The organism is Rhizobium sp. CCGE531 (genome assembly GCF_003627795.1).
Taxonomy (GTDB): Bacteria; Pseudomonadota; Alphaproteobacteria; order Rhizobiales; family Rhizobiaceae; genus Rhizobium.
The window spans coordinates 952,290-977,107 of the sequence record NZ_CP032685.1 but is presented as its reverse complement, the minus strand read 5'-3'; the positions used below and the strand labels follow the sequence as shown (position 1 = coordinate 977,107).

At 58.7% G+C, this 24,818-nt stretch carries 26 protein-coding genes and 1 pseudogene; 18 read left to right on the top strand and 9 right to left on the bottom strand.

Going from position 1 to position 24,818, the window contains the following annotated elements:
• The first annotated feature begins 5 nt into the window (after window positions 1–5).
• Window positions 6–326, top strand: a complete 321-nt coding sequence (locus CCGE531_RS24020; RefSeq protein ID WP_120668433.1) for a 2Fe-2S iron-sulfur cluster-binding protein — start codon at window positions 6–8, stop codon at window positions 324–326.
• A gap of 52 nt (window positions 327–378) precedes the next feature.
• Here CCGE531_RS24020 and CCGE531_RS24015 read toward each other — a convergent pair whose 3' ends face one another.
• From CCGE531_RS24015 to CCGE531_RS24000, 4 genes are all read right to left on the bottom strand, one after another.
• A complete protein-coding gene (locus CCGE531_RS24015) occupies window positions 379–1,434 on the bottom strand; it encodes a 2-oxoglutarate and iron-dependent oxygenase domain-containing protein (protein WP_120669384.1) in 1,056 nt (351 codons plus the stop codon).
• A 242-nt stretch (window positions 1,435–1,676) separates the two neighbouring features.
• Complete coding sequence (locus tag CCGE531_RS24010) at window positions 1,677–2,195, bottom strand: SRPBCC family protein (protein WP_120668431.1); 519 nt, start codon at window positions 2,193–2,195, stop codon at window positions 1,677–1,679.
• Complete coding sequence (locus tag CCGE531_RS24005; RefSeq protein WP_120668429.1) at window positions 2,188–2,538, bottom strand: metalloregulator ArsR/SmtB family transcription factor; 351 nt, start codon at window positions 2,536–2,538, stop codon at window positions 2,188–2,190. The genes CCGE531_RS24010 and CCGE531_RS24005 overlap by 8 nt, the downstream gene beginning before the upstream one ends.
• A gap of 129 nt (window positions 2,539–2,667) precedes the next feature.
• Window positions 2,668–3,171 carry an NUDIX domain-containing protein gene (locus CCGE531_RS24000; RefSeq protein ID WP_120668427.1) on the bottom strand — a complete coding sequence of 168 codons (504 nt, stop codon included), beginning with the start codon at window positions 3,169–3,171 and terminating at the stop codon, window positions 2,668–2,670.
• 132 nt (window positions 3,172–3,303) lie between these two features.
• Here CCGE531_RS24000 and CCGE531_RS23995 point away from each other — a divergent pair, with 132 nt between their 5' ends.
• Window positions 3,304–3,699 carry a VOC family protein gene (locus CCGE531_RS23995; RefSeq protein WP_120669382.1) on the top strand — a complete coding sequence of 132 codons (396 nt, stop codon included), beginning with the start codon at window positions 3,304–3,306 and terminating at the stop codon, window positions 3,697–3,699.
• Between the two features lie 202 nt (window positions 3,700–3,901).
• Here CCGE531_RS23995 and CCGE531_RS23990 read toward each other — a convergent pair whose 3' ends face one another.
• Entirely contained in the window at window positions 3,902–5,866 is a 1,965-nt protein-coding gene (locus tag CCGE531_RS23990) for a methyl-accepting chemotaxis protein (protein ID WP_120668425.1), read from the bottom strand.
• 480 nt (window positions 5,867–6,346) lie between these two features.
• Window positions 6,347–7,267, bottom strand: coding sequence for an ornithine cyclodeaminase family protein (locus CCGE531_RS23985; protein WP_120668423.1), 921 nt, complete (start codon window positions 7,265–7,267; stop codon window positions 6,347–6,349).
• A gap of 387 nt (window positions 7,268–7,654) precedes the next feature.
• On the opposite strand from CCGE531_RS23985, the gene CCGE531_RS23980 reads away from it, so the two are divergent.
• The 8 genes from CCGE531_RS23980 to CCGE531_RS23950 all read left to right on the top strand — a co-directional run bounded on the left by CCGE531_RS23980 (window position 7,655) and on the right by CCGE531_RS23950 (window position 13,455).
• Complete coding sequence (locus CCGE531_RS23980) at window positions 7,655–8,014, top strand: SPW repeat protein (protein ID WP_120668422.1); 360 nt, start codon at window positions 7,655–7,657, stop codon at window positions 8,012–8,014.
• Window positions 8,015–8,439: 425 nt separating this feature from the next.
• Complete coding sequence (locus CCGE531_RS23975; protein WP_120668420.1) at window positions 8,440–8,826, top strand: cytochrome c family protein; 387 nt, start codon at window positions 8,440–8,442, stop codon at window positions 8,824–8,826.
• 13 nt (window positions 8,827–8,839) lie between these two features.
• Window positions 8,840–8,962: a hypothetical protein gene (locus CCGE531_RS35240; protein ID WP_281024460.1), complete on the top strand. Its 123-nt coding sequence runs from the start codon at window positions 8,840–8,842 to the stop codon at window positions 8,960–8,962.
• A gap of 76 nt (window positions 8,963–9,038) precedes the next feature.
• The gene (locus tag CCGE531_RS23970) at window positions 9,039–9,842 is read left to right on the top strand and encodes a cytochrome c oxidase subunit II (protein ID WP_120668418.1); all 804 of its coding nucleotides are present in this window, start codon (window positions 9,039–9,041) and stop codon (window positions 9,840–9,842) included.
• A gap of 56 nt (window positions 9,843–9,898) precedes the next feature.
• Window positions 9,899–11,677 (top strand): cbb3-type cytochrome c oxidase subunit I, encoded by a 1,779-nt coding sequence (locus tag CCGE531_RS23965; protein ID WP_120668416.1) that lies wholly within the window; start codon window positions 9,899–9,901, stop codon window positions 11,675–11,677.
• Complete coding sequence (locus tag CCGE531_RS23960; protein ID WP_120668414.1) at window positions 11,674–12,378, top strand: cytochrome c oxidase subunit 3; 705 nt, start codon at window positions 11,674–11,676, stop codon at window positions 12,376–12,378. The genes CCGE531_RS23965 and CCGE531_RS23960 overlap by 4 nt, the downstream gene beginning before the upstream one ends.
• 12 nt (window positions 12,379–12,390) lie before the next feature.
• Window positions 12,391–13,113, top strand: coding sequence for a heme-copper oxidase subunit III family protein (locus tag CCGE531_RS23955; protein WP_120669381.1), 723 nt, complete (start codon window positions 12,391–12,393; stop codon window positions 13,111–13,113).
• Between the two features lie 9 nt (window positions 13,114–13,122).
• Window positions 13,123–13,455, top strand: a complete 333-nt coding sequence (locus tag CCGE531_RS23950; RefSeq protein WP_120668412.1) for a cytochrome C oxidase subunit IV family protein — start codon at window positions 13,123–13,125, stop codon at window positions 13,453–13,455.
• A gap of 363 nt (window positions 13,456–13,818) precedes the next feature.
• Here CCGE531_RS23950 and CCGE531_RS23945 read toward each other — a convergent pair.
• Window positions 13,819–14,059, bottom strand: a pseudogene (locus CCGE531_RS23945) (helix-turn-helix domain-containing protein); the annotation flags it as partial.
• Between the two features lie 123 nt (window positions 14,060–14,182).
• Here CCGE531_RS23945 and CCGE531_RS23940 point away from each other — a divergent pair.
• The 6 genes from CCGE531_RS23940 to mnhG are packed head-to-tail and all read left to right on the top strand — an operon-like array spanning window position 14,183 to window position 20,204.
• Entirely contained in the window at window positions 14,183–17,104 is a 2,922-nt protein-coding gene (locus CCGE531_RS23940) for a monovalent cation/H+ antiporter subunit A (RefSeq protein ID WP_245459389.1), read from the top strand.
• Window positions 17,104–17,442, top strand: a complete 339-nt coding sequence (locus tag CCGE531_RS23935; protein WP_120668408.1) for a Na+/H+ antiporter subunit C — start codon at window positions 17,104–17,106, stop codon at window positions 17,440–17,442. The genes CCGE531_RS23940 and CCGE531_RS23935 overlap by 1 nt, the downstream gene beginning before the upstream one ends.
• Window positions 17,439–19,070 (top strand): monovalent cation/H+ antiporter subunit D, encoded by a 1,632-nt coding sequence (locus CCGE531_RS23930; RefSeq protein WP_120668406.1) that lies wholly within the window; start codon window positions 17,439–17,441, stop codon window positions 19,068–19,070. Before CCGE531_RS23935 ends, CCGE531_RS23930 begins: the two co-directional genes overlap by 4 nt.
• A complete protein-coding gene (locus tag CCGE531_RS23925) occupies window positions 19,070–19,546 on the top strand; it encodes a Na+/H+ antiporter subunit E (RefSeq protein ID WP_120668404.1) in 477 nt (158 codons plus the stop codon). Before CCGE531_RS23930 ends, CCGE531_RS23925 begins: the two co-directional genes overlap by 1 nt.
• Window positions 19,543–19,824: a K+/H+ antiporter subunit F gene (locus CCGE531_RS23920; protein ID WP_068393522.1), complete on the top strand. Its 282-nt coding sequence runs from the start codon at window positions 19,543–19,545 to the stop codon at window positions 19,822–19,824. Before CCGE531_RS23925 ends, CCGE531_RS23920 begins: the two co-directional genes overlap by 4 nt.
• Window positions 19,821–20,204: a monovalent cation/H(+) antiporter subunit G gene (mnhG, locus tag CCGE531_RS23915; protein WP_120668402.1), complete on the top strand. Its 384-nt coding sequence runs from the start codon at window positions 19,821–19,823 to the stop codon at window positions 20,202–20,204. The genes CCGE531_RS23920 and mnhG overlap by 4 nt, the downstream gene beginning before the upstream one ends.
• 22 nt (window positions 20,205–20,226) lie before the next feature.
• On the opposite strand, the gene CCGE531_RS23910 is transcribed toward mnhG, so the two are convergent.
• Entirely contained in the window at window positions 20,227–21,069 is an 843-nt protein-coding gene (locus CCGE531_RS23910) for a S1/P1 nuclease (protein WP_120668400.1), read from the bottom strand.
• A 424-nt stretch (window positions 21,070–21,493) separates the two neighbouring features.
• Window positions 21,494–22,042 carry a cupin domain-containing protein gene (locus tag CCGE531_RS23905; RefSeq protein WP_120669377.1) on the bottom strand — a complete coding sequence of 183 codons (549 nt, stop codon included), beginning with the start codon at window positions 22,040–22,042 and terminating at the stop codon, window positions 21,494–21,496.
• 143 nt (window positions 22,043–22,185) lie between these two features.
• Here CCGE531_RS23905 and CCGE531_RS23900 point away from each other — a divergent pair, with 143 nt between their 5' ends.
• Entirely contained in the window at window positions 22,186–23,520 is a 1,335-nt protein-coding gene (locus tag CCGE531_RS23900; protein WP_120669375.1) for an aspartate aminotransferase family protein, read from the top strand.
• A 590-nt stretch (window positions 23,521–24,110) separates the two neighbouring features.
• On the top strand, window positions 24,111–24,689 hold the full coding sequence (locus CCGE531_RS23895) for a hypothetical protein (protein WP_120668398.1): 579 nt from the start codon (window positions 24,111–24,113) through the stop codon (window positions 24,687–24,689).
• The last annotated feature ends 129 nt before the right edge of the window (window positions 24,690–24,818 follow it).

Sequence of the window (24,818 nt, the reverse complement as noted above, 5' to 3'; positions counted from 1 at the left end):
ATACAATGTGTGAAATCGTGTTCATCGATCCCACCGGTCGCGAGATCCGTGTGCAGGCCCAGGATGGCGAGACAGTGATGGCCGTCGCCGTCAGGAGCGGTATCGATGGCATCGTGGCACAATGTGGCGGCGCCTTGGCTTGCGGCACCTGTCATTGCTATGTCGAGCAGCCCCATCTCGATCTCCTGCCGCCGCCTTCCGAAGATGAGGCATCGATGATCGAGTTCGTCATGGAGCCGATGCCGAACAGCCGTCTCAGCTGTCAGATCCTCGCAAGCAGCGTCGTCGACGGCATGCGTGTCGTCGTGCCGGACAGCCAACAATAAGCGCAATATCGAGACGAGATGGACGATACACCACCTCGCCTGGAGCTTTCCCTCAACCAGCTGTAGCCGACTGTTCCGATGCGAGCAGATCGGCATAGTGGATGCGGGCGACATCCGGGTGTGACCGCAACCGGCTCTTCAGCTGGTTTTGGCCGACCTCGCGGAAGATCGGATTGAGCGGATCGACCGAGATGCCGCGCTCGGCGCGCTTCAACTCGTCCGGCAATTCGATGAGGGGGATCGTGGCGTCCGGCCGGGAGCCCAGGAAGAACGCGACGGAGAAGCGTTCGACGCCTGCAGGCGGTGCGATGACATCATGCACGTCGGCGCGTACGAAACCATTCGTTGCAAGTTCCAGCAATTCGCCGGTGTTGATGACGAAGGTACCGGGAACAGGCGGCGCATCGATCCAGACGCCGTCTTCCGTGCGCACGCGCAGGCCGGGTGTCGTATCCTGCAGCAGCACGGTCACGAAGCCGCCGTCCTTGTGGGCGCCGACGCCCTGATCCGTTTCGGCGACATCGCGGCCCGGATAGCGGATGATCTTCAGAAGCTGTGAGGGCTGCGGCTCATAAATGTCGGCAAAGACGTTTTCCGGCTGGCCGAGAGCTGCGGCGATCGCCTGCAGCACATCAATGCCGATCCGCGTCACCTCCGCCTGATAGGCGAGCAAAAGGGGTTTGAGCTCCGGCAGCGCCTCCGGCCACTGGTTCGGCCCCTGCAGCCGCCGCCAGGCCGGCGTGCCCGGGCCGATCTCGAAGGGAGCGCTCTCGGTGTTAATGTCGAGCTGCTCGCGCCAGTCCTGTTCGCCGCGGGTGCGTTCCTGTCCAGCCCGATTGTAGCCTCGGAAATGCGGCGACTTCACCATCTCGATCTTGAGCTTTTCTTCGAGCGGCAGCACGAAGAAGCGCTTCGCGGTGGCAACGACATTTTCGATCAGCTTCGGATCGACGCCATGGCCCGTCAGATAGAAGAAGCCGTGGTTGTAGAGCACAGCGCGAAGCTCCGCAACGAATGCCTGGCGTTCCGAAGGCGAGGCACGGAAGCGCGACAGGTCGAGCGTCGGCAACGAGGCGTCGACGCCTGACGGCGTGGTGTGAAGGGTCAACGGTTGCTCCTCTTTCAAGGTGATCTTGTTGCTGTCTTTCCAGATGGCAACTTCGTCATTCAGGTCGAAGCTAGAATCCATCGGGCGCGAAGGCAAAGAAGATAATCTCAAAGATCGCAGATCTGTTGGAATGGGTTTTTGCGGCTGCTGTTTCTGTGAGTCCTGCTCGCAGGAACAGCGGCCAACCTCGATAGGAACGAGACAAACGCGGACTTCGTCTATGGCCTCGGCATTCCTGGTGGTCAGTTCCTGGCATTCGAAACGCTGGATTTCTCCGTGAGGTGATTTGCAAGTTTGTCCAACGTCTGGGCGCCGTATTGAACTGCACCGAATCCAATGACGACGGCGCGGCGCTCGGGTGTCGGGTGCATCTGGCGCAGGGTGACGACGGTTTTACCATTATCCTGTTCGTCGAAGGTAACCAGCATGCGGAAGCGGTCCGGGTCGTTATCGGCGTCCGTGCCGTGACTGGCTTCGATCAGTTTTGGTGCTTCGATCCGCAGAAACTCCATGCGATTGGAGAAGCGAGTGCCGTCCGGAGCGACCATGTCAAATCGCCACAAGCCGCCCGCGCGGATGTCGATCTCATGCGTTTCGATGCGAAACCCATCGGGTCCGAACCACTTCACGATCTGCGATGGATCGGTCCATGCGAGAAACGCCGTTTCTCTGTCCGCATCAACGACACGGGCAATGACGACCTCCCTTTCCAAAGGCCAGGAAGCCCAGTCCGAGATGTTGTTCTTGGCGTGATCATTCATTCGATTTCCCTTTCTCTGTCTTCATGTTTTCCAGGTGCACCTCGAAGCGGTCAAAGCGTTCTTCCCATTGACGCCGATAGGACGCCAACCAGTCCTCCGCATCCTGCAGGGCCTTTGGATTGAGCGAACAGATACGCGTCCGCCCCTCCCTTCTCGAAACGATGAGGCCAGCCTTTTCCAGAATGCCGAGATGCTGAGTGAACGACGGCAGTGCCATGGCGAAGGAACCGGCCAGTTGAGAGACTGTTGCAGGCGCACGGCTCAGAATTTGAACCACCGCTCGTCGCGTTGGATCGGAGAGCGCGCTGAAGGTGCTTTCGATGGGCAGGCTTTTGTTAGGCATGTACCTAACTATAGAGGCTCTGACACTTAGGTCAATACCTAATCTTCCGGCGAGCGCACCTCTTCTAAAATTGTCAACCAGATGATTAGGTGTCGCAGCGCAACAGAAGGGAAGAATTGAGGCTGTCGTTCAGACAGCGCGCCGGCGTACGAAATGTCGAATGCCGGTCGGAGTAGTCTCGACGAGATCGCGCAGGGTCGGCGGCACCAGCTCATATTGGTCGAGCCCGGCTCGCGTGGACGGTGCCCAGCGAAATTCGAGGTCGGCGCTACCGTCCATCACCCGATGCGCGACTTCCGTTTCGTGAAATGGAAGCGGCTGCGAGAGTTCCGCCTCATAGTAAAAGCCGACCTCGTGAACGCGCCGACCGGAAAGTTCGAAGAAGTTTTCGATGATGAAGCGCAGGGGGCCGACGGTTGCCTTGCAGCCGATTTCCTCTTCGATCTCGCGGGCAAGCGTCTCGGCGCCTGCCTCGTGAAACTCGACCCGGCCGCCGGGTAGGGACCAGAAAGTGTCTCCAAGCGCGCGGTGGATGAGGATATGACCGCTCGAGCGGATCAAGGCGCCTGCGCGCAGCTGGAAGCGGGATTCTCCCGAATCCATGACGATCATGGTTCGCTGGGTTTCTGTCATGGATCGGCCCTCCGGTTGCAGGTGAAATGGAATCGGTGGTCGGAATTATCGACATTTGCCCTGAGATGTATTGCAATCGTTTGAAGATTGTTTCTCTCTTGCTTTATCCTCTCCACAAAGCCGGCTTTGACGATGCGTTTCGTAAATCCCATTCCGTTCGTCGGCGACATCGCTCGCTCGAAGATCTTCTGCAGCGGCCTGCTGGGTCTCAAGATCTTGAACGACTTCGGGAGTTTCGTGCTCTTTGAAACCGGCTTTGCAATTCATGACGGAAAAGCGCTGGAGCAAACGGTCTGGAAGCAAGTCGCCGAAACGTCAGAGCGGTATGGACGCCGAAATATGCTTCTCTATTTCGAATATGACGATGTGGATGCGGCTTTTGCGAAAATAGCCCCGCATGTCGATCTCATCCATCCCGTCGAACGGCAGAAATGGGGGCAGCGGGTGTTCTGCTTTTATGATCCCGATGGCCATGCGGTGGAGATCGGTGAGCCGCAATCGATCGAGCAAGCGCCATTGACAGCCTGATCGGATTTTTGCGTTCAGACCTGTTTGAGCGTGAGAGGATGATTGCGCCCCATTCGATTGCGGCCACCGAAAATATCCAGCAGGATTGCCGGTATCGCGAAGTCGCGGTACCGGCATGGGGCGGCAGCTAAGCATCAATGATGCAGACGATCTCGAAGGTTGAAGGATCTACAATCGCAATCCGGCCGTGTAGGCAACATCATCAAAATTCCTCCCACGATCCCGCCGATGCGGCGGTCTTGCCGCGCAGTGCTGTCGCCAGTTTTGCCGTAAGCTGCCTTGCCGGTGACGCCAAGGCTTTGGATGCCGAGCTGGCAGCTGAAATCAGACCGCGTCTGTCGGAACGGGCTTGAGTTTGATTGCCTATTTTAAACTGCGATAGCAGTTGGAACAGAGCGTCGGATTCCGATGCGAGACTATGAGCTGCGGCGGTGGCTTGCTCGACCATCGCGGCGTTTTGCTGGGTGCCCTGGTCCATGGTGTTTACGGAGGTGTTGATTTCCTTCAGGCCTGTTGCCTGTTCCCTGGAGGCTTCAACGATGGCCCCGACGTTGCCATCGACCTGTTGAACCTGGACAACGATCTCTTCCAACGCCTTGCCGGTCTCGCCAACCAGCGATACGCCGTTTCTCACATGGCTATTTGAAGTGTTGATTAGATCCTTGATCTCTTTTGCTGCCTTCGCAGACCGCTGAGCGAGTTCGCGTACTTCCTGCGCCACGACCGCAAAGCCCTTGCCGGCCTCGCCGGCGCGTGCGGCTTCGACGCCAGCATTCAAGGCGAGGAGATTGGTCTGGAAGGCGATTTCATCGATGACGCCGATGATATTGCCAATCTCGGTGGCAGACGCCTCGATTTTATCCATGGCTTCGACGGCACTGCGTACGACACGTCCGGAATGTTCGGCATTTTCTTTGGTCCTGCGCACGAGATGGCCGGCCTCCTGTGCACGGGCACTGGATCCAGAGACCGTTATGGTGATTTCCTCCAGCGCCGCCGCCGTCTCTTCCACCGAAGCAGCTTGCTGCTCAGTGCGCTTGGCAAGATCGTCGGATGCCGAACGAATTTCCTGCGCCCCCGATGCGATTGCGCTGGCATTCTCGGCGACTTTCTGCAGCGTTAATCGCAGCTTCTCCACGGCGTGGTTGAAATCGACCCGCAACTGGTCCAGCGACGGAATGAAGGGACTGGTAATCTGGCGGGTAAGATCGCCATCTGCCAATTCTCGAAGGGCTTCGGCCAATTGAGCGACGGCTGTATTGGTTTGCTCAGCCAGCGCGTCGCGCTCCGCGGCTTCCGTCTCGAGCCTCTCTCGCTCTTCGATGGCTCGTTTCGCCTCGGTATCCGCATCGCGTGCCGCTTTGGCTGAAATCGCATCACGGAGCGCGGCAACCGCTCGGGCCAGCATGCCGATTTCGTCCCCACGTCTTTCCAAGGTGCGATCACCAGCCATGTTTCCTTCGGCCATCGACTTCAACGATGTCTGGAGTTTGGCCAATGGTCCGGTAATGGAGCGGGCGGTCAAGGCGGCAGCCATGGTGGCCAAGAGGATCGCAACCGCAAGCGCACTCAACGCAAGCGATTTGAAGCCGCCGGCAGCATCTCGAACCTCGCCGCCGATGGATTTGTTCAAGGCTTCCTGGTAGTCGATGAACTTGTTGATTGCTTTCAGCCAAGCGACGAACTGAGGCCGGGCCTGTTCGAGAAGAAGCTTGCGAGCTGCTTCGCCGTCACCCTTTTCCTGATGTGCGATGATCTCCGCCACCAACGGATTGGTTTTGGCTTGAACCCCGGCGATTTCATCGAGGATGGCTCTTTCCTGTGCCGTCGCACCGGTTGGCGATGCGACCATGTCCGCCATCTTTTTCTCGTTTTCCGCATAGGTCGCCGCGAGGGTCCCGATCAGCTTCTCTGCGGCCTGACGCTCGTCCGCGGATGTGACCAGTGTCACGTCGCGGATTGCAATGGCTCTATCGTGAACACTGCCCCTATAGTTGATCGCATAGCGTTGCTTCACGCTGTTGGTGTCGTTGATCACCCCTAGGTTACGATCAATGGTCTCTACCTGACTGATTGAATAGAGCGTAAGACCAATCATCAGGATAAGCAGAAAGCAAAATCCTGCTACCAAACGAGCAACAATACCGAATTTCATCACGCGCGCCATTAAGGTTCTCCCCAAAGATCTCAAGCCTCGTCAGGACGGACGAGTGCCAGTGACGACCTCAATCAAGGGAACGTTGCGCCGGATAGGAACTGATCGATCAGTCCGTCATTCCGGAAGTTTTCGGGCGCGGATTCATCCGCCCACACCCCGGCTTCCCATATAGTATGGTATTTCTTCTCATGATTTCATTTCAAATCAGTAAATCCATCAGTCAAGCGGCAAATAATATCGCTTTGTATTTTGTTGTAGTCGGAATAGATGTTATGAATTATTATGATAAATCTCTAATGGTCGATAATATAGCCGTGTAAAGTTGGAAAAACATAAAGTTGCATTATGGGCAACGCAATCATTCATTGTATATTTACGATAAGCCAATTTGCGTCAGTGCGTTAGCGGTTTTAGCAACGTGACCCCTGACGACGATAAGGAAGGGCAGTAAGCCTATATTCGTGGATTTCGGCGGCGCCTGGGCCATTCTCACAGCATGTCGAATATGGCTGACGCGACGGCTACCTCCGTTCCTGCCAGGCCAACCGAACAAAAAAGTGTCGTGTCGGACGGCAATGTCCGGCCCCGCGCATTGTTTGCGACAATATCGGTGAGTTCCCGCATGCGGGTTTCGTGCGGCGATCCGGCAAGGAAAAAAGGGGAGGCGTAGGCCCGTGTTTGTTCGAGGGAGTCGGTGACGATCACATGCGCGGCGTCGGCTATGTCCAGTCCGAGCTCGTGTCCCTGCAATGTTTTCGGACCGACCGTATTGATGTGTGCTCCCGCCTTCAAATCTGCAGCGTGGAGCACGGGCACATTGCTGGCCGTTGCACAGAGTACGATATCGGCATACGCCACGGTTTCCGCAACGCTGTCGGCAGGTTCTATTTCTATGCCCAATTCGCGTTGCATTTCCTCGGCGAAAGCCGTGCGGTTTTTCTCGTCGCGACTGAAGACGCGGGCACTGACTATGTCTCGAACGGCAACAGCGGCAATCAATTGCGTCCGGGCCTGGGCACCGCTGCCGAGAACGCCGACGGTTTTGGCGTTTGGATTGCTGAGATGGCGTATGGCCACGCCGCCGATCGCCCCCGTTCTGATCTGGCCGAGCCGTTCGCCCAGGATGACCCCTTTAAGTTTTGCATCATCCGCGGACCAGACGGCAACGATCTGCGAATGTTCGAGCCCATTGAACGTTTCATACACGCGAAAGCCCGCAAGTGGCCTTTCCCCAAGTATACCGCCGACCGTAAACACCAGCTCGCCGCAGCCGGGAAATGAGACATGATGCCGAGGAGGACAAACAATATTGCCGGATGCTTTGGCGAGGAAGGCCGCTTCCAATGCCCCGAGAGCGACCGGCATGAGCGCGACACTGTCCAAATCCTCATCTCGCAATATTTTCAACATCTCGAACCTCCGGCGCGACGGCATGCTGCAACCTCAATATAAGTTGAGGTCAAGCCCTTTTTTGTTTCGGCGCTACTCCCTGCATGCACTGCCCGCCGTGCATAGTATGGAGACCGATTGCGGGACCGTGCGGCGTCAACCTCACGCCGCCTTTCGGGCTTGGTTCCAATCCGAAGCATGCATTTTTGTCTGTCGGCTATAGCGAACCATATGAAATGCGATGGAGGTGGGTAAACTATCCATTGCTGCTGAGGTTTCGAACATGAAATGGAAGTATCAGCCGTGCAATATCTTGAAACAGGAACTATAGTAGCTACCTATATACTTATGCGTGGAGTTCACGCTGGATGTAGCCGTCATTGGGCTTCTTGTTGTGAGGAGGTTGTTATGGCAATCACTCTGATGGAAAGAAAAAGAACGCTGGAGTGGGTGAGTCTGCTCCTGGCTGCGTGTCTGTTTGTCTCTCCGTGGATCTTCGGCTTCACGGCTGAGGTAATGCCAAGCTGGAACGCATGGATAGTCGCCGTCCTGTTGGGCGCGTTTGCGATTGCGACGCTTTCAGTATTTGCCGAATGGGAGGAATGGGCCAATCTGGTACTCGGTCTATGGTTGATTGCATCTCCCTGGCTGCTCGGCTTTGCCACCAATGTAAGCGCGATGTGGACGGATATCGTCCTAGGCATGCTCATTGCGGCCGCGTCACTATGGGTAGTCTGGGACGTTCATCATCCCCACGCCCACGCTTAGGTGCGGAGACGAGCCTGATATCGATGAGATCCGCCGCGTAAAGCGGCGGCATCTAACGACTGTGCAACTGGCGTCAGTTTAAGCTTCGGAACGGATACCGCTTCGATCTTCAGCGAGAGTGCGGATCGAGAATGGCTTGTGAGCATCGGGCAGCATTGATATGAACCAATGCTAGCGGTGCAGACCCCGTAAGCCGATGTCAAGAGCCGACAACGCGACGCTCGATGGGCAAGACTTCACCACCATAGGCGGGCATCATCTTCAAGATGTCCGCGTCGAAAATCGCCGATTACTCCGGCGCAAGGAAAGACGATTATCTAATTTAAGGAATAGGCGACAAAGGCAACAAGATTTGATAAATCTATGATCACCGGTTGCGGTTCGACGTGTAGATTTGAATAGCGATGGAGAGAATGAGGATTGCCATGTCTTACCGTTTTCTTCCGATCTGTCTGCTTCCTGCCGTTGCTTTACCGCTTGTCGCGCTTGCACAGGAAGGTGACGTCACGGCGGGAGCCACCGTTTTCAAGAAATGCGCCATCTGCCATATAGCCGAAACGGACCAGAACAAGATCGGCCCCTCGTTGAATGGTCTGTTCGGTAGAACGGCCGGAACACACCCGAATTTTGCCTATTCGCCGGCGATGCAGGAAGCGGGCAAGGGCGGCCTGGTGTGGAGCGAGACGACACTCCGCGACTATTTGCATGACCCCAAGGCGAAGGTGAAGGGCACGAAAATGACCTTTGTCGGGCTGAAGGACGATACCGAGATTACCAATCTGATCGCCTATCTGAAGCAATACTCCAAATAGGGAGATGCCTGATATGGACGAGTTGTTTCTTAAAGTCGCCGGTCGGATCGGCGGGGTTCGGCGCAGCGATCAGGCGGTGCCGATATGTCCCGTGGCTTGCCGGGATGAACTGCCGTTGCTGCAATTGCCCGCCTGACTCGTTCATGAGATAGTACTAAAACGTTTCGCGATGGGATTGTGGAAACGCTTGCGGCCGGGTCAGGGAGGAGACGATGGCTGTCGTATTGATTCTCGTTCTGCTGGTGGTGGGATCGATCGCGTTCCATCTGCTGAGCCCGTGGTGGTGGACGCCGATCGCCTCGAACTGGAGCTACATCGACAACACGATCACCATCACGTTCTGGATCACCGGCGTGGTTTTCACGGTCGTCGTGTTGTTCATCGCCTATTGCGTCTTCCGCTTCAGGCATCGCCCTGGAAACCAGGCGGCGTACCAGCCCGAAAATAAGCGGCTGGAATGGTGGCTCGCCGGCGGAACCGCAATCGGTGTGGCTGCAATGCTCGCTCCGGGCCTATTCGTGTGGAAGCAGTTCGTTACGGTGCCTCCCGATGCCAGCCAGGTCGAGGTCGTCGCTCAGCAATGGCAATGGAGTTTCCGGCTGCCGGGAGCGGACGGACGGCTCGGTCGGGCGGATACGCGCGATGTGACCCCGGATAATCCACTCGGCTTGAAAAAGAACGATCCTGCGGGATTGGACGACGTGATCGTCGAAGGTGGCGAACTGCATATACCCGCCGGCAAGCCGGTCAAGATGCTTCTGCGGTCGATCGACGTCCTGCACGATTTCTACGTACCGGAATTCCGGGCCAAGATGGACATGATTCCCGGCACGGTGACCTATTATTGGTTCACGCCGACGCGGACGGGAACCTTCGAAGTTCTGTGTGCGGAATTATGCGGCGTTGGTCATCCGCAGATGCGCGGTACCGTCATCGTCGATACCGAGACTGCCTATCAAGCCTGGCTGCAGCAACAACCGACGTTCTCGAAATCGCTGGCGTCGGCGGAAAAGTAAGTGCCATGCGCAGCTAAGGGAGAAGGCCGCATCGGAGGGAAGAGGGAGAAAGGAATATGGTCGACATCGAATCCGGCACCGAGCAGGTCATCCAACCCGCCGAAGTCGAGGATGTAGAGCTTTATCACCCGAAAAGCTGGTGGATGCGATATGTCTTCAGCCAGGATGCCAAGGTCATCGCCATTCAATATTCCCTGACCGCCATCTCGATCGGCATGGTGGCGCTGGTGCTGTCCTGGCTGATGCGCCTGCAGCTCGGGTTTCCAGGTTACTTTTCTTTCATCGACGCCGAGCACTATTATCAGTTCATCACGATGCACGGCATGATCATGGTGATCTACCTGCTGACGGCGCTGTTCCTCGGCGGCTTCGGCAATTATTTGATCCCCTTGATGCTCGGCGCCCGGGATATGGTGTTTCCCTATGCGAACATGCTGAGTTACTGGCTCTACCTGCTCGCGGTCATCGTGCTGGTCGTCGGCTTCTTCGCGCCCGGTGGGCCGACGGGCGCCGGCTGGACGTTGTATCCACCGCAGGCACTTCTGTCGGGGACGCCGGGAGGGCGCGACTGGGGTATCATCCTGATGCTGTCATCGCTGATCCTGTTCATCATCGGCTTCACGATGGGTGGCCTGAATTACGTCGTCACGGTGCTGCAGGGACGCGCCCGCGGCATGACGCTGATGCGCATGCCCCTGACGGTATGGGGCATATTCACCGCGACCGTCATGGCGCTGCTTGCCTTCCCGGCACTCTTCGTCGCCGCGGTCATGATGCTGTTCGACCGGTTGCTCGGCACGAGTTTCTTCATGCCCGCCATCGTCGAGATGGGCCAACAGTTGCAGCAAGGGGGCGGCAGCCCCATCCTGTTCCAGCATCTGTTCTGGTTCTTCGGCCATCCGGAGGTCTATATCGTCGCACTTCCGGCCTTTGGCATCGTCTCGGATCTGATCAGCACCCATGCGCGCAAGAACATCTTCGGCTACCGGATGATGGTCTGGGCGATCGTCATCATAGCCGCGCTGAGCTTCATCGTATGGGCGCATCATATGTATGTTAGCGGCATGAACCCGAACTTCGGCTTCTTTTTCGCGACCACGACGTTGATCATTGCCATCCCGACAGCGATCAAGGTCTACAACTGGGTGCTGACGCTCTGGCGTGGCGATATCCATCTGACATTGCCGATGCTGTTTGCTCTAGCCTTCATCGTCACCTTCATCAATGGCGGGCTGACCGGCCTCTTTCTCGGCAATGTCGTCGTCGACGTACCGCTGTCCGATACCATGTTCGTCGTTGCCCATTTCCACATGGTGATGGGGGTCGCGCCGATCCTGGTGATCTTCGGCGCGATCCACCATTGGTATCCGAAAGTCACGGGGCGCATGCTGAACGTGACGATGGGCCATATCCACTTCTGGATCACCTTTCTCGGCGCCTATGCGATCTTCTTCCCGATGCACTATCTCGGCCTGATAGGCGTGCCGCGCCGCTACTACGAGCTTGGCGAAACGGCCTTCATTCCGCCGTCGGCGCATACGCTGAACATGTTCATCACTGTCGCCGCGCTGGTCGTTGGCGCCGCTCAGCTCCTGTTCCTGTTCAATCTCGCCTGGAGCCTCCGCTGGGGCAGGCCAGCGGGCGGCAATCCCTGGCGGGCGACGACATTGGAATGGCAGACGCCGCAAACGCCGCCTGTTCATGGAAATTGGGGCAAGGAGCTGCCGATCGTCTACCGCTGGGCATATGATTACAGTGTCCCCGGAGCGGATCAGGACTTCCTGCCGCAAAACCAGCCGGCCTCCAGCGGGCCATCCGAAAGGGCGCTGTCATGAGCGCCATTCTGATCTTCATGGCAGGGATCGCCGGCATCATCGCCTGGTGGATGACGAGGCAGCGGTTGACCTCGAAACCCTGGCTGGAAACAAGCCTTGCAGGCGATGCGCCTGACATGCGGGGATCGTCGGCCACCACGGCGAAAGTTGGTCTCGGCATCTTTCTCGCCGTCGTCGGCGCCTTGTTCACGCTCCTCATCAGCGCCTATCTCACCCGCCTCAGCGGCACCGACTGGTGGAGCATTCCGATCCCACGCCTGCTTTGGGTGAATACGGCCGCCCTTGCCGCCAGCAGCGTCGCGCTGCAATGGGCGAAAACCGAAGCCCGTCTAAACCACAGCGAGATGCTGAACACAGCTCTTGCAGTGGCGTTTGCGTTGGGCGTTCTCTTCCTTGTCGGGCAGGTTTTGGCGTGGCGGCAACTGGTTGCGGCAGGCTATGTGCTCGCCGACAATCCATCCAACAGCTTCTTCTACATGATCACCGGACTGCACGGCCTGCACATCCTGGGCGGGCTTCTCGTGCTGGGACGGACGACATTCCGCGCCCGGAACAATAACGCTCGGGCGAGAGTTCGCCTGAGCGTGGATCTCTGCGCCATCTACTGGCATTTCATGCTCGTTGTCTGGCTGATCCTTTTTGCGCTCTTCGCCGGCTGGGCAAACAGTTTCGTCGATCTCTGCCGTCAATTGGTCACCTGAGGAGCTTCGATGATGACCGAAACCATAGAAAGACCGGCAAACGAACCACTTCTGCGGCCCGCAGGACTGCGCGGCGTCGCGGCTGATCTGTCGTCGGACCAGCGGGCGTTCAAGAACGTCTCCTGGGGCAAGGCGATGATGTGGATCTTCCTCTTGAGCGACACCTTCATTTTCGGCTGTTTTCTGCTGGCCTATATGACGGCGCGCATGTCGACCACCGTCGCCTGGCCCAATCCCAGCGAGGTCTTCGCGCTTAGGATCGGGGGCCAGGAAATCCCGCTGATCCTGATCGCCATCATGACTTTCGTCCTCATCAGCAGCAGCGGGACGATGGCCATGGCCGTCAACTTCGGATACCGCCATGATCGCCGCAAGACCGCCGCGCTGATGTTGGCGACGGCGGCTCTCGGCGCGACATTCGTCGGCATGCAGGCATTCGAATGGACCAAACTGATCACCGAAGGAGTCCGTCCCTGGGGAAACCCCTGGGGAGCGGCGCAGTTCGGTTCGTCCTTCTTCATGATCACGGGCTTTCACGGCACCCACGTCTCGATCGGGGTCCTTTTTCTGCTGATCATGGCACGCAAGGTGTGGCGGGGAGACTTCGACCAGGAAAGGCGGGGGTTTTTCACCAGCCGCAAGGGCAATTATGAGATCGTCGAGATCATGGGATTATACTGGCACTTCGTCGATCTGGTCTGGGTATTCATCTTTGCATTCTTCTATCTGTGGTGAGGATGGCACATGGCACAGGCGCAGGCACATTCCGGGCAGCAGCATCCGATAAAACTCTACATGGTGGTTTGGGGGCTGCTTTTCGTCCTCAGCACCTTCTCTTACCTCGTCGACTTTCTCGGCATCCAGGGCTATCTCCGATGGTCCCTGATCCTTCTGTTCATGATCCTGAAGGCGGGGCTGATCGTCGCCATTTTTATGCACATGGCCTGGGAACGGCTGGCGTTGATCTACGCCATCCTGGTTCCGCCAGTCCTGGTGCTTGTCTTCGTCGCTCTGATGGTGTCCGAATCGCACTATACGGAGCTTACCCGGCTGGCTTTTTTCGGCGCCGGCCCGTAGAATCCGGCAGCATCTGGCCGTCCGTCATCCTTGAAACAGGGCGACAAATGCTCGCAATAAGGCTCAGCCAGGCCCAGGGGGCACATGCCGAATAGAAATCGGATCCCATGATGCCGATGGTCGGGCTACATGATCTCAACAGCGCGCTGAACTCCTAACCGCAACTCGTCAGCCATTTTCGTCCAGCGCGCCTCACGGACGTCTTCATGTCTTCCTTGCGGACGAAAACTATGTTCGCCCCTGCGGCAGGCGCTATTGTCCTGCCTTCGGAGGGGACGTCTGGCCGCGCTCGCCGGAGGCGGTCAGGATCTCGCAGCTTTCGGTATGCGTCGGCGCAGGTGCCTCTGTGGCGGGAGCCTTGGTACAGATGCCGATCTCGTGTCCTTCGATCCGGAAGAAGGCGATGCCTCCCGTCTCGAGCGCCAACCGCAGCTGCGCTTCCGTTGCCCGATGCAGGCTGTGGCGATTACCTTCATAGTCGCGGATCGTGCTGCGCGACACGCCAGAGCGGTCCGCAAGGTCCATTTGCGTCCAATCGAGAAAGCCGCGGGCCGCCCGGCAGAGCGCTGGTGTCAAAATCATCGCCATCTTAACCTTGACGCAGGGTTTAAAGCTGCCCATATTGGGCAATATCTATCATATAGGACATAATCCACCGGATTTCCAGGGGTTTTGCTGCCGTAGCAGTCTGACGTTATCCGGCCAAGCGAAGGAACGACGTTTTGGGATAACCGGCGGGCCAGTTTTCATTCTAGCACTTTTGGCTCTGCCGTTTATCGGAAGTCTTCTTTCCGTCTGCCTGTTGCGCACGCAGTCGCGGCGCGGTCCGGCCTCGATCGCCGGAGCGGTCACATTTCTGGCGCTGCTGATTTCAGTGGGCTTCTATCCCGCCGTCAAGGATGGCGGCGTGGTGCGATACAGCATCGAGTGGCTGCCGCAGCTGGGGGTCGATTTCAGCCTCAGGCTGGATGGTTTCGCCTGGCTCTTCTCGGTCGTCATTACGGCGATCGGTTTTCTCGTCATCGTCTACGCCCGCTACTACATGTCGGAAGAGGATTCGGTTCCTCGCTTCTTCTCTTTCCTGCTCGCCTTCATGGGGGCGATGCTCGGCATCGTGCTGTCGGGCAATGTCATTTTGCTCTCGATATTCTGGGAGCTGACGAGCATCTTTTCCTTCCTGCTGATCAGCTATTGGCACAATAGCGCCGCCGCCCGTGACGGCGCGCGCATGGCGCTGACGATTACCGGGATAGGGGGCTTCTGCCTGCTGATCGGACTGATCCTGATTGGCCATATCGTCGGCAGTTACGATCTGGACAAGATCCTTGCCTCGGGCGATATTATCCGCAACCACCCGCTCTATTTGCCGGCACTGGTGCTGATCCTGCTGGGAGCGCTGACGAAGAGCGCGCAGTTCCCATTCCATTTCTGGCTTCCGAATGCCATGGCGGCGCCGACGCCTGTTTCGGCCTACCTGCATTCCGCCACGCTGGTAAAGGCCGGCGTCTTCCTGCTGGCGCGCTTCTGGCCGGTTCTGGCCGGTACGAACGAGTGGTTTTACATCGTCGGCGCATGCGGGATCATAACGCTTCTGCTAGGCGCCTATTTCGCGATGTTCCAGCAGGACCTCAAGGGGCTGCTCGCCTATTCGACGATCAGCCATCTCGGCCTCATTACGACCTTGCTCAGTCTCGGCAGCCCGCTTGCCACCGTCGCTGCCATCTTCCACATGCTGAACCATGCGACGTTCAAGGCATCGCTGTTCATGGCCGCCGGCATCATCGATCACGAGACGGGCACGCGCGACATGCGTCGGCTCAGCGGCTTGTTCCGCTACCTGCCGTTCACCGGATCGCTCGCGATCGTCGCGAGTGCCGCCATGGCCGGCGTTCCGTTGCTCAACGGCTTCCTGTCGAAGGAAATGTTCTTTGCCGAGGCCATTGAGACCCATGCCGATTCCATTCTCGATCGCATGCTTCCCTATGTGGCGACGCTTGCAAGCGCCTTCAGCGTCGCCTATTCGCTGCGCTTCATTCAGACCGTCTTCTTCGGGCAGGCGCCGACCGACCTGCCGATCGCCAAGCCGCATGAGCCGCCGCGCTGGATGCGCTTCCCGATCGAGCTCCTGGTCGTGGTTTGCCTCGTCGTCGGCATCGTTCCGGCGCTTTCGGTCGCGCCCTTCCTGCAGGCGGCCGTCATCAGCGTTCTGAATGCCGATACGCCGCAATACAGCCTCTCGCTCTGGCACGGTTTCAATCTGCCACTCATCATGAGCATCATCGCATTGGTCGGCGGAGCGGCCTTCTACTTCGTGTTCAAGGATTACCTGTCGCGATGCGACGACGGGCCGCCCATTTTCCGCCGCCTGAAGGGGCAGCGCATCTTCGAGCGCGTGCTGGTGGAGGTTTCCTGGCATTGGGCGAGAACGGCCGAAAAGCGGATCGGCACGCGCAAGCTGCAGCCGCAGCTTCGCTGGGTGGTGGTGACAGGCTTTGCGGCCGGCCTGCTGCCGCTTTATCTGTCGGGCTTCGAGGCGAAGCATTTTGCCTTTTCGGGCGCCGATCCGGTCTTTGCCTCCGTCTGGGCGATCGGCATCTGCCTTGCGATCGGCACCGCCTTCTTTGCCAAATATCACCGGCTTGTCGCGCTCGTGATGCTGGGCGGCGTCGGCCTGATCGTCTGCATGACGTTCATTTGGCTTTCCGCGCCTGATCTTGCCATCACGCAGCTTCTCGTCGAAATCGTCACGACGGTTCTCATCCTGCTAGGCTTACGCTGGCTGCCGAAGCGGACGGAAGGGATCGATGAGACCGTTGATCTGCGGGCCCGTTTCCGCCGCTTCCGCGACCTGGCGCTGGCCGTCGTCTGCGGCGTCGGTATGATGTTCGTCTCCTATGCCGTCATGACCATGCCGGTGCCTGACGCCATCGCGAATTATTTCCTCGAAAACGCCTATTCGAAGGGCGGCGGGCGCAACGTCGTCAATGTGATCCTGGTCGACTTCCGCGGCTTCGATACTCTGGGCGAAATCGCCGTCCTCGGCGTCGTCGCTTTGACCGTCTACGCATTGCTGCGTCGTTTCCGCCCGGCGCCTGACAGCATGGAGATGCCGGAGCAGCAGCAGATCCAGAACCGTTTCGACGAGGAACGGCCGGAGCGTTCGGCCGGCGACACGGTGCGCGACTATCTGCTCGTGCCCTCCGTGATCATGCAATGGATGTTCCCCTTCGTGATCGCGCTGTCCGTCTATATTTTCATGCGCGGACACGATGCTCCGGGCGGCGGCTTCTCGGCCGGCTTGACGCTCTCGATCGGCTTCCTGCTGCAATATCTGGCCGGCGGCACGCGCTGGGCCGAGGATCGCATCCGCATCCTGCCGCTGCGATGGATGGGAGCCGGGCTTCTGATCGCAACCGCGACCGGCATCGGTGCCTGGTTCTTCGGCTATCCCTTCCTCACGTCGCATTTCCAGTATCTGGACGTGCCGTTGATCGGCAAGGTGCCGGCCGCAAGCGCACTGCTCTTCGATCTCGGCGTCTTCCTGCTGGTCGTCGGTTCCACGGTCCTGATCCTCGTGGCCCTTGCGCACCAGTCGCTGCGCATCAACCGCCTGCGCGCGCTCGATGCCGACAAGGCAAAGGGGGATTGATGGAACTCATCTTGTCCATCGCGATCGGTGTGATGACGGCCTGCGGTGTCTGGCTGATCCTGCGTCCGCGCACCTATCAGGTCATCATCGGGCTGTCGCTGCTGTCCTATGCCGTCAATCTCTTCATCTTCGGCGTCGGCGGCGTGAAGATGAATGTGCCGCCGCTGCTCGGCGACGGCACCGCGACGCATGCGCTGGCGGACCCCGTGCCGCAAGCTCTGGTATTGACGGCGATCGTCATCGGTTTTGCGACGACGGCTCTGTTTCTCGTCGTTCTGCTTGCCTCGCGCGGCTTGACCGGCACGGACCATGTCGATGGAAGGAGCGATCGGAAATGACTGGCTGGTCGCACCACCTCATCATCGCGCCGATCCTCGTGCCGCTTATTGCCGGGGCGCTGCTCGTGTTCATCGACGAGCGCTCGCGGACGCTGAAGGCGCTCATCAGCTTGTCCGCCACGGTCCTGCTCGTGGCCATTGCGCTTGCGCTCTTCCGCGCGGAAGGCGGATCGACAGGCCAGGAGCGTGCCTATCTGCTCGGAAACTGGAGCGCGCCCTTTGGCATCGTGCTCGTGCTCGATGGGCTTTCGGCACTCATGCTGCTGCTGACATCCATCGTCGCGGTTGCCGCGCTGATATTCTCACTGGCGCGCTGGCATGCGGTCGGCGCGCATTTTCACACCATGTTCCAGCTGCTGCTGATGGGCGTGAACGGCGCATTCCTGACGGGCGATCTCTTCAACCTCTTCGTCTTCTTCGAGATCATGCTGGCGGCGTCCTACGGCCTCCTGCTGCACGGTTCCGGCCCGCTCCGCGTCAAGGCGGGCATGCATTACATTGCCGTCAACCTCGCGGCCGCGCTGCTCTTCCTCATTGGCGTCAGCCTGATCTACGGCACGGCGGGAACGCTGAACATGGCGGATCTGGCCGTGCGCATCCCGGAAATGTCGGCCGATCGCCGCATGCTGATGCAGGCGGGCGCCGGCGTGCTCGGCATTGCCTTCCTCATCAAGGCCGGCATGTGGCCGCTCTGCTTCTGGTTGCCGACGGCCTATAGCGCGGCTTCGGCGCCGGTTGCGGGCGTATTCGCGATTCTCAGCAAGCTCGGCATCTATGTCATCCTGCGGCTGACGATGCTCCTGTTCAGCGCTGGCCCGTCCGCCGGCTTCGGCGCGACCGTGCTTCTTTACGGCGGCATGGCAACGCTGATCTTCGGAACGGTCGGCGTCCTGGCGTCACAGGCGCTTGGCCGCCTGGCCGGTTTTTCGGTGCTCGTCTCATCGGGCACGCTGCTGATGGTGATCGGCATCAATGATGGCTCCATTTCGTCCGGAGCGCTGATGTATCTTGTGAGTTCGACACTGACGATCAGCGCCTTCTTCATGCTAATCGAGCTGGTGGAGCGCGGACAGGATGCAGGCGCGAGCGTCCTCGCCGTCACGATGGAGGCCTATGGCGATGCCGAGGAAAAGGAGCAGACGGAAGGCGATGGCGAGGCCATGCCCGGCACCATGGCGATGCTCGGCATCTGTTTCGCAGCTTGCGGCATCCTGCTCGCCGGCCTGCCGCCGCTTTCCGGCTTCGTCGCCAAGTTCGCCATGCTGTCGGCCATGATGGGAACAGGTGCGATCGGCATTCCGCCAAGTGCCGCCGTCTGGGCCCTGATCCTGCTCGTCATCCTTTCGGGCATTGCCGCCCTGATTGCGATGACGCGCGCCGGCATACGCACATTCTGGAGTTCGCTTGAGGGCACGGTTCCGCGCGTGCTTGTCATCGAGATATTGCCTGTCATGGGTCTGCTTGCATTGACGCTTGCCTTGACCATCTGGGCCGGTCCTGTCATGCGGTACATGGATGCGACCATCCGCACGCTCAGCGATCCCGGTATCTATGTCGATGCTGTCCGCAATGCGGTGATTGTATCTGCAACTGCTGCAGTTGAAGCAAGCAAGGCGGGAGGCTTGTGATGCTGCCTTATCCGCTTCTCGCGCTGAGCTTGATCCTGATGTGGCTGTTGCTGAACGGCTTCACGTTTGGCCAGCTTGTTCTCGGCATTATCGTCGCTGTTTTCGCCTCCTGGGGTATGGCATCGTTGCGGCCCGAAACGCCGCGGTTGCGGAAGTGGTATCTGCTGCCCAAACTGTTTTTCCGGGTTGTTTTCGACGTCGCGAAATCGAATCTAGAAGTCGCCTGGATTATTTTGAGAGGTCGCTCCCGCAAGACAAATCCGGGCTTCGTTGTCCTTGAGCTTAGAGTGCGCGATCAGATCTCGCTTGCGCTGCTAGCGATCATTCTGACGAGCACGCCAGGCTCCGCATGGCTGGAATACGATTCCAATGACAACACCGTGCTGCTGCATGTCCTCGATCTCGAAAATGAGGCGCAATGGCGCGACATGGTCGCCAATCGCTACGAAAACCTGCTGATGGAGATATTCGCATGAGCGCCATGATCATCCAGATATCCGTCGCGGCTGCGCAGTTGATGATCGTGGCGGCGATGGCGATTGCTTCCATTCGCATGTTTCGCGGACCGCGCGCGCAGGATCGCATCATCGCGCTCGACACACTTTATGTGAACGCCATGCTGCTGCTTCTGACCTTCGGCATCGGCACCGGGCGTGTCGTCTATTTCGAGGCGGCGCTCGTCATCGGCATGCTCGGCTTTGTCGCAACCGTTGCCCTTGCGAAATTCCTGATGCGCGGGGAGGTGATCGAATGAGCACGCCGTTTGAAAACTTGCCCTTATGGGCTGCCATCCCTGTTGGCGGACTGCTCCTCATCGGTGCCTTTCTCACCCTGGTTGGCGCGATCGGCTTCCTGAAGCTTGGAACGTTCTACGAGCGCATCCATGCGCCGACATTGGGAACGAGCGGCGGTATCGGCGCGATTATGATCGCCTCGATGATCTTCTTTTCTATCTCGACACGGTCGCTGGTCATTCATGAGCTGCTGATCGGCGTCTTCGTAACGGTCACGACGCCAGTCACTTTCATGCTGCTCGCCCGCGCGGCCTTGCATCGCGATCGTGCTGAGCAGAACAGCAATGTTCCGCCCAAGCTATCGCCTGAGGGGACATCGTCCGAAGGCCACTCTTCGTAGCCCCCTGATTCTTTGCTTAGGCTCAATGTGAGAGCTTGGCGTTCAAAAGCGCGGCGAGACGCAGGCCGCCCGTTGCAAGTTGCGTGTCGAGGATGTCATGGGCTGCCGTCTGGTAGGTCGGTCCGACATGGATTTTCCCGTCAGCGGCCGATGCCGGTGTCAGGTCATAGACCCGTTTGGTGACGGCATGGCACGCGTTTATCCACTCGATTGCAAAGCCGGCATCGGTCGGCGGGGTTGCGATGCCGGGAACGATCTTGTCTTCCAGCCGCTCGACATAGGATCCCCAGCTCCATTCGGCCGCACCGATCAGATAGTCATCCCAGACTGCATGCAAAGCGACGGCTCCGACAGGCAATGCGCTATGATCGGGGGCCGTGAATTCCATAATGATGGGGAGGGTATTGGCGCCGCCGTCGTGATTTCTTTCGCCGCAATGCAGTGGTTGCGTCGAATCGCCGACGAGATGGATGAGGAGCAGCAGATCCCTGCGGCGGGTAGCGGCATCATGGGTCTTGTCCGTCACCGAAGCAGCAAGATCGTTTAGCGCGGACACGAGGCATCCGGCGCTTGGGCAATCGCTGGACGAATACTGATCCTTCGTGACCTCGGTATCAACATAGTGCCACGGCTTGGTGGCCTTCCCCTCCGGCGTATTCTTGTAATCGTCGGCCCAGCTCGCGATCGAGGCCATGGACATGGGGCCAAGCAGATCCTGAACGGCTGCCGCGGTAGACGGGGTCAGATGACGCCATGCGATTTCGGCAACGATCGAATGGCCGCGGTCGCCCCATGCTTGGGCTTCGCTGTTCATTGATAGCGTGGCGGCCGAGATTGCAATCGCAGAGATCAGTGCCTTTTTCATGCAGGTCTCCTCCAGGGACAGACTATCGACAGATCAGCCAGGCCATGGTGACTTTCATGTCAGCAAAAACCGGCCTCATCCGCCGCATCGGCGTTAAGGCCGCGATGCGTGCACTCCTTTTCAAGCATATAGCAGCATTGGATGATGGTTTCGCGGCACGAGCGCGAGAAAACCCTTTGCCGTCGATCCGTGCGAAGCCGGGTTTCGTCAGCACGCATACCGCGTTCGATCCAGCCGCATATTCTTCATCGGCAGCCCATATATTGCCGCAATGCGTGCCCAAAAGCGCCGCCTCTTGCGGGCACGGCCTGCAGGACTGCGGGACCGGCCGTGAAAGCGTTCCGTTTACGAGGAGCGAACCCCCTTTTGCGGTCCGGTCCTTTTGCGTCGTCATATCTTCCGGGCAATCGTGCAGCCCCTGCATCTAAAAACTTGGGGGCGTGCAGGCGCTGATGACCTCGCAAGCAACCGGGCCGACGCAGCGGAAGCGATGCGGCCGGTGGCTTTCGAAGTAATAGGCGTCGCCCGGCCCGAGAATGCGCCGCTCATCGTCAACGGTTACCTCCAGGCGGCCGGACAGGACGATGCCGCCTTCCTCTCCTTCATGCACCAGCGGCACCTTGCCGGTATCGGCGCCCGGCTGGTAGCACTCCTTCAGGATCTGCAGGCTGCGGCCGAAGAGATTTTCGCCGATCTGGCGATAGGAAATCGGGCCTTTGCCGATCTCGACCAATTCCTCGGCTGCATAGAAGGCCTTCTTCGGTGCCTGCGGTTCGAAGGCGAAGAATTCGGCAAGCCCGATCGGGATGCCGTCAAGAATACGCTTCAGCGCGCCGACGGACGGATTGGCCGAATTGGATTCGATCAAAGAGATTGTCGAATTGGTCACGCCGGCGCGCTTGGCGAGTTCGCGCTGGGAAAGATTGCGCGCCAGGCGCAGATGACGAAGGCGATTGCCGATATCGACGGACATCAGGGCCTCGGGTTTCAGATGTTCGAAATATCGAAAATATTTCATGTCGAAGAAGCAAAATCAATGCCTTAAAGAGGATGAGAAAAGGACTTGTTCGGAAAAGGAAAATCGCTGATGTCAGGGACAGCGCAATGGAGGCGACAATGGATAAGATCACCCATCCCAATACCCCAGTTCTCGACAATTTCTGGATGCCGTTCACGGCAAACCGGCAGTTCAAGGCAGCACCCCGGCTGCTCGCCGCCGCCGACGGCATGTATTACACCGATGTCGACGGCAACAAGGTGCTCGACGGGACGGCGGGCCTCTGGTGCGTCAACGCCGGCCATGGCCGCAAGAAGATCGCACAGGCGGTCGAACGCCAGCTTTCCACCATGGACTTTGCCCCGACTTTCCAGATGGGTCATCCGATCGCCTTCGATTTTGCCGCAAAGCTCGCCGCACATGCGCCGGGTGGCCCGGAAGCCGGGCTCGACCGTGTGTTCTTCACCGGCTCGGGTTCTGAATCCGTCGACACCGCGCTCAAAATCGCCATCGCCTATCAGCGTGCGATCGGGCAGGGCACGCGCACCCGCATCATCGGCCGGGAAAAGGGTTATCACGGCGTTGGCTTCGGCGGCATCTCCGTCGGCGGTCTCGTCAACAACCGCCGCGTCTTCCCGCAGATTCCCGCCGATCATATGCGCCACACGCTCGACATCGAGCGCAATGCCTTCAGCAAGGGGCTTCCGGCCCATGGTATCGAGCTTGCCGAAGATCTGGAGCGGCTGGTCGCGCTGCATGGTGCTGAAACGATCGCCGCCGTCATTGTCGAGCCGATGTCCGGCTCCGCCGGCGTCATCCTGCCGCCGAAGGGCTATCTGGAGCGATTGCGGGCGATTGCCGACAAGTATGGCATCCTGTTGATTTTCGATGAAGTGATCACCGGCTTCGGCCGTCTCGGTACGCCGTTTGCGACGGAGTATTTCGGTGTCGTTCCCGATCTCGTCACGACCGCGAAAGGCATCACCAACGGCACGATCCCGATGGGCGCGGTCTTCGCCAGCCGCAAGGTCCATGATGGCCTCATGACCGGCCCGGAAAACCAGATCGAACTCTTCCACGGCTATACCTATTCCGGGCATCCGGTCGCCTGCGCCGCCGGTCTCGCGACCATGGAAATCTACGAGGAGGAAGGCCTGCTGACGCGTGCAAGCGAGCTTGCGGATGACTGGCAGACGGCGCTGCATTCCCTGAAGGGCCTGCCGCATGTGGTCGATATCCGCAATCTCGGCCTCGTTGGCGCCATCGAGCTCGCGCCGCGCGATGGCGCCCCCGGCACGCGCGCCTACGACATCTTTGTCGATTGTTTCCAGAAGGGCCTGCTGATCCGCGTAACGGGCGATATCATCGCGCTCTCCCCGCCGCTGATCATCGAACGCGCCGAGATCGAGACGATCGTCTCTATACTCGGCGATGCGCTGAAGCGGGCGGCCTGATAATCCGTTGTCCTGGCCGGTGCGGATAGCGCCGGCCAGGACGCCAGGTCATGGTGCCCCATGCGACCGGCTTTCATGGCGCTGTCCGTGCAGGCGCCGGCGTGATGCAGGCGGTACGGAGAAGAATGGAAACAAGGAGCAATATGCGCTGGGATCGAGATGAATACGGACGGGAAACGGGAGTACATACCCTCGCCCCCGGGCACCGTTGCGGCGAACCGGCATGAGTTTGCCGGACAACAAAGCATGATGAAAGCCAAAGCCGGCATTACTTGATCGGTAGATAGTCTTGCTAATTTTTGGCAGCGCCAAAGAGCATTTCCGACAGGCAGATGGCTGGATCATGCGGCTCCATCGATGATGCAGCCGCTTTCACGATAGGGCAAAGCCATAAAATTCATGCTTCGTGGGTCAAAAGAGCGGCAAATGATGCAGCTGCAAGGTCCAACTATCGATAATAATAGCGGCTGATGTTGCCATTATACATCTATCCTTTACATTTGTGCGGGCATCCATGTGGAGGAGCTCCGTCGTTGCTTCATGAGCAACGGCGGCTTGGCAAGGAACGCTAACCTGAAGAGAGCAGACTAATGGCAAACTTTCTCGATAAATGGTCTTCGAAGAAGGCTGATAAGCCGAAGACTGGTGCACGGAATGTTGTTGATACTTTTCGTGCGCGAGTAGCGGAACAGAAGGCATATCTGGAGGAGTACGAGCGCGATGGTTCCGGCTTCAGGAAGTGGCGCTCCACCTGGTTCCAGCGCGTCCCCGGTGGTTTTGGCGTGACGGTCGGTCGTGACTCCATCAATGCCGGTCATGGGCTGAGCTATGTCGTCGTCGAAACGGTCAAGGATGTCGCGGAGTTTCTCGACGATCTTGCCTATCATGCGGAAAAGGATGTCGGCTTCCAGCAGGCGCTTGAGCAGAACCGCCAGCGTCGCGTCGCACTTCTGAATGCGGCAAAGACGGATGGCAGGGCAGTTGCCTCGAAGGGCAAGGCAAAGGCCAAGCCTGCAGCGGCAAAGCTCGTTGCTAAGCCTGCCGCAAGCAAGTCGGCACCGAAGGCCACTCGGGCAAAGGCTGCTCCCGCAGCTGCCGCGCCGGTCGTCGCGGAAGCGGCAAGGCCGAAGCGCGCTCGCAAGGCGAAGGCCGTAAGCGCCGCTGAATAAGAAAGAGGACGAAGCTCGCTTCGAACGGGCTTTGATCTTGCAGTTATCGATGAGCTTCGAAGCTTCCTGTTCGGTCCGTGGATCAAACAGGAAGCTTTGAAGCGTTAAAACTTGTGATGTCGCCGAACG

Coding starts and splice junctions, on each gene's coding strand:
- CCGE531_RS23905 (WP_120669377.1), bottom strand. CDS start 22,042: ATGTCCGTCGATATCGGCAATCGCCTTCGTCATCTGCGCCTGGCGCGC.
- CCGE531_RS23980 (WP_120668422.1), top strand. CDS start 7,655: ATGGCAATCACTCTGATGGAAAGAAAAAGAACGCTGGAGTGGGTGAGT.
- CCGE531_RS23925 (WP_120668404.1), top strand. CDS start 19,070: ATGCTGCCTTATCCGCTTCTCGCGCTGAGCTTGATCCTGATGTGGCTG.
- CCGE531_RS23895 (WP_120668398.1), top strand. CDS start 24,111: ATGGCAAACTTTCTCGATAAATGGTCTTCGAAGAAGGCTGATAAGCCG.
- CCGE531_RS23965 (WP_120668416.1), top strand. CDS start 9,899: ATGGTCGACATCGAATCCGGCACCGAGCAGGTCATCCAACCCGCCGAA.
- mnhG (WP_120668402.1), top strand. CDS start 19,821: ATGAGCACGCCGTTTGAAAACTTGCCCTTATGGGCTGCCATCCCTGTT.
- CCGE531_RS23950 (WP_120668412.1), top strand. CDS start 13,123: ATGGCACAGGCGCAGGCACATTCCGGGCAGCAGCATCCGATAAAACTC.
- CCGE531_RS23985 (WP_120668423.1), bottom strand. CDS start 7,267: ATGTTGAAAATATTGCGAGATGAGGATTTGGACAGTGTCGCGCTCATG.
- CCGE531_RS23920 (WP_068393522.1), top strand. CDS start 19,543: ATGAGCGCCATGATCATCCAGATATCCGTCGCGGCTGCGCAGTTGATG.
- CCGE531_RS23995 (WP_120669382.1), top strand. CDS start 3,304: ATGCGTTTCGTAAATCCCATTCCGTTCGTCGGCGACATCGCTCGCTCG.
- CCGE531_RS23970 (WP_120668418.1), top strand. CDS start 9,039: ATGGCTGTCGTATTGATTCTCGTTCTGCTGGTGGTGGGATCGATCGCG.
- CCGE531_RS24000 (WP_120668427.1), bottom strand. CDS start 3,171: ATGACAGAAACCCAGCGAACCATGATCGTCATGGATTCGGGAGAATCC.
- CCGE531_RS24005 (WP_120668429.1), bottom strand. CDS start 2,538: ATGCCTAACAAAAGCCTGCCCATCGAAAGCACCTTCAGCGCGCTCTCC.
- CCGE531_RS23930 (WP_120668406.1), top strand. CDS start 17,439: ATGACTGGCTGGTCGCACCACCTCATCATCGCGCCGATCCTCGTGCCG.
- CCGE531_RS24020 (WP_120668433.1), top strand. CDS start 6: ATGTGTGAAATCGTGTTCATCGATCCCACCGGTCGCGAGATCCGTGTG.
- CCGE531_RS23960 (WP_120668414.1), top strand. CDS start 11,674: ATGAGCGCCATTCTGATCTTCATGGCAGGGATCGCCGGCATCATCGCC.
- CCGE531_RS23955 (WP_120669381.1), top strand. CDS start 12,391: ATGACCGAAACCATAGAAAGACCGGCAAACGAACCACTTCTGCGGCCC.
- CCGE531_RS23900 (WP_120669375.1), top strand. CDS start 22,186: ATGGATAAGATCACCCATCCCAATACCCCAGTTCTCGACAATTTCTGG.
- CCGE531_RS23935 (WP_120668408.1), top strand. CDS start 17,104: ATGGAACTCATCTTGTCCATCGCGATCGGTGTGATGACGGCCTGCGGT.
- CCGE531_RS23975 (WP_120668420.1), top strand. CDS start 8,440: ATGTCTTACCGTTTTCTTCCGATCTGTCTGCTTCCTGCCGTTGCTTTA.
- CCGE531_RS24010 (WP_120668431.1), bottom strand. CDS start 2,195: ATGAATGATCACGCCAAGAACAACATCTCGGACTGGGCTTCCTGGCCT.
- CCGE531_RS23910 (WP_120668400.1), bottom strand. CDS start 21,069: ATGAAAAAGGCACTGATCTCTGCGATTGCAATCTCGGCCGCCACGCTA.
- CCGE531_RS35240 (WP_281024460.1), top strand. CDS start 8,840: ATGGACGAGTTGTTTCTTAAAGTCGCCGGTCGGATCGGCGGGGTTCGG.
- CCGE531_RS23990 (WP_120668425.1), bottom strand. CDS start 5,866: ATGGCGCGCGTGATGAAATTCGGTATTGTTGCTCGTTTGGTAGCAGGA.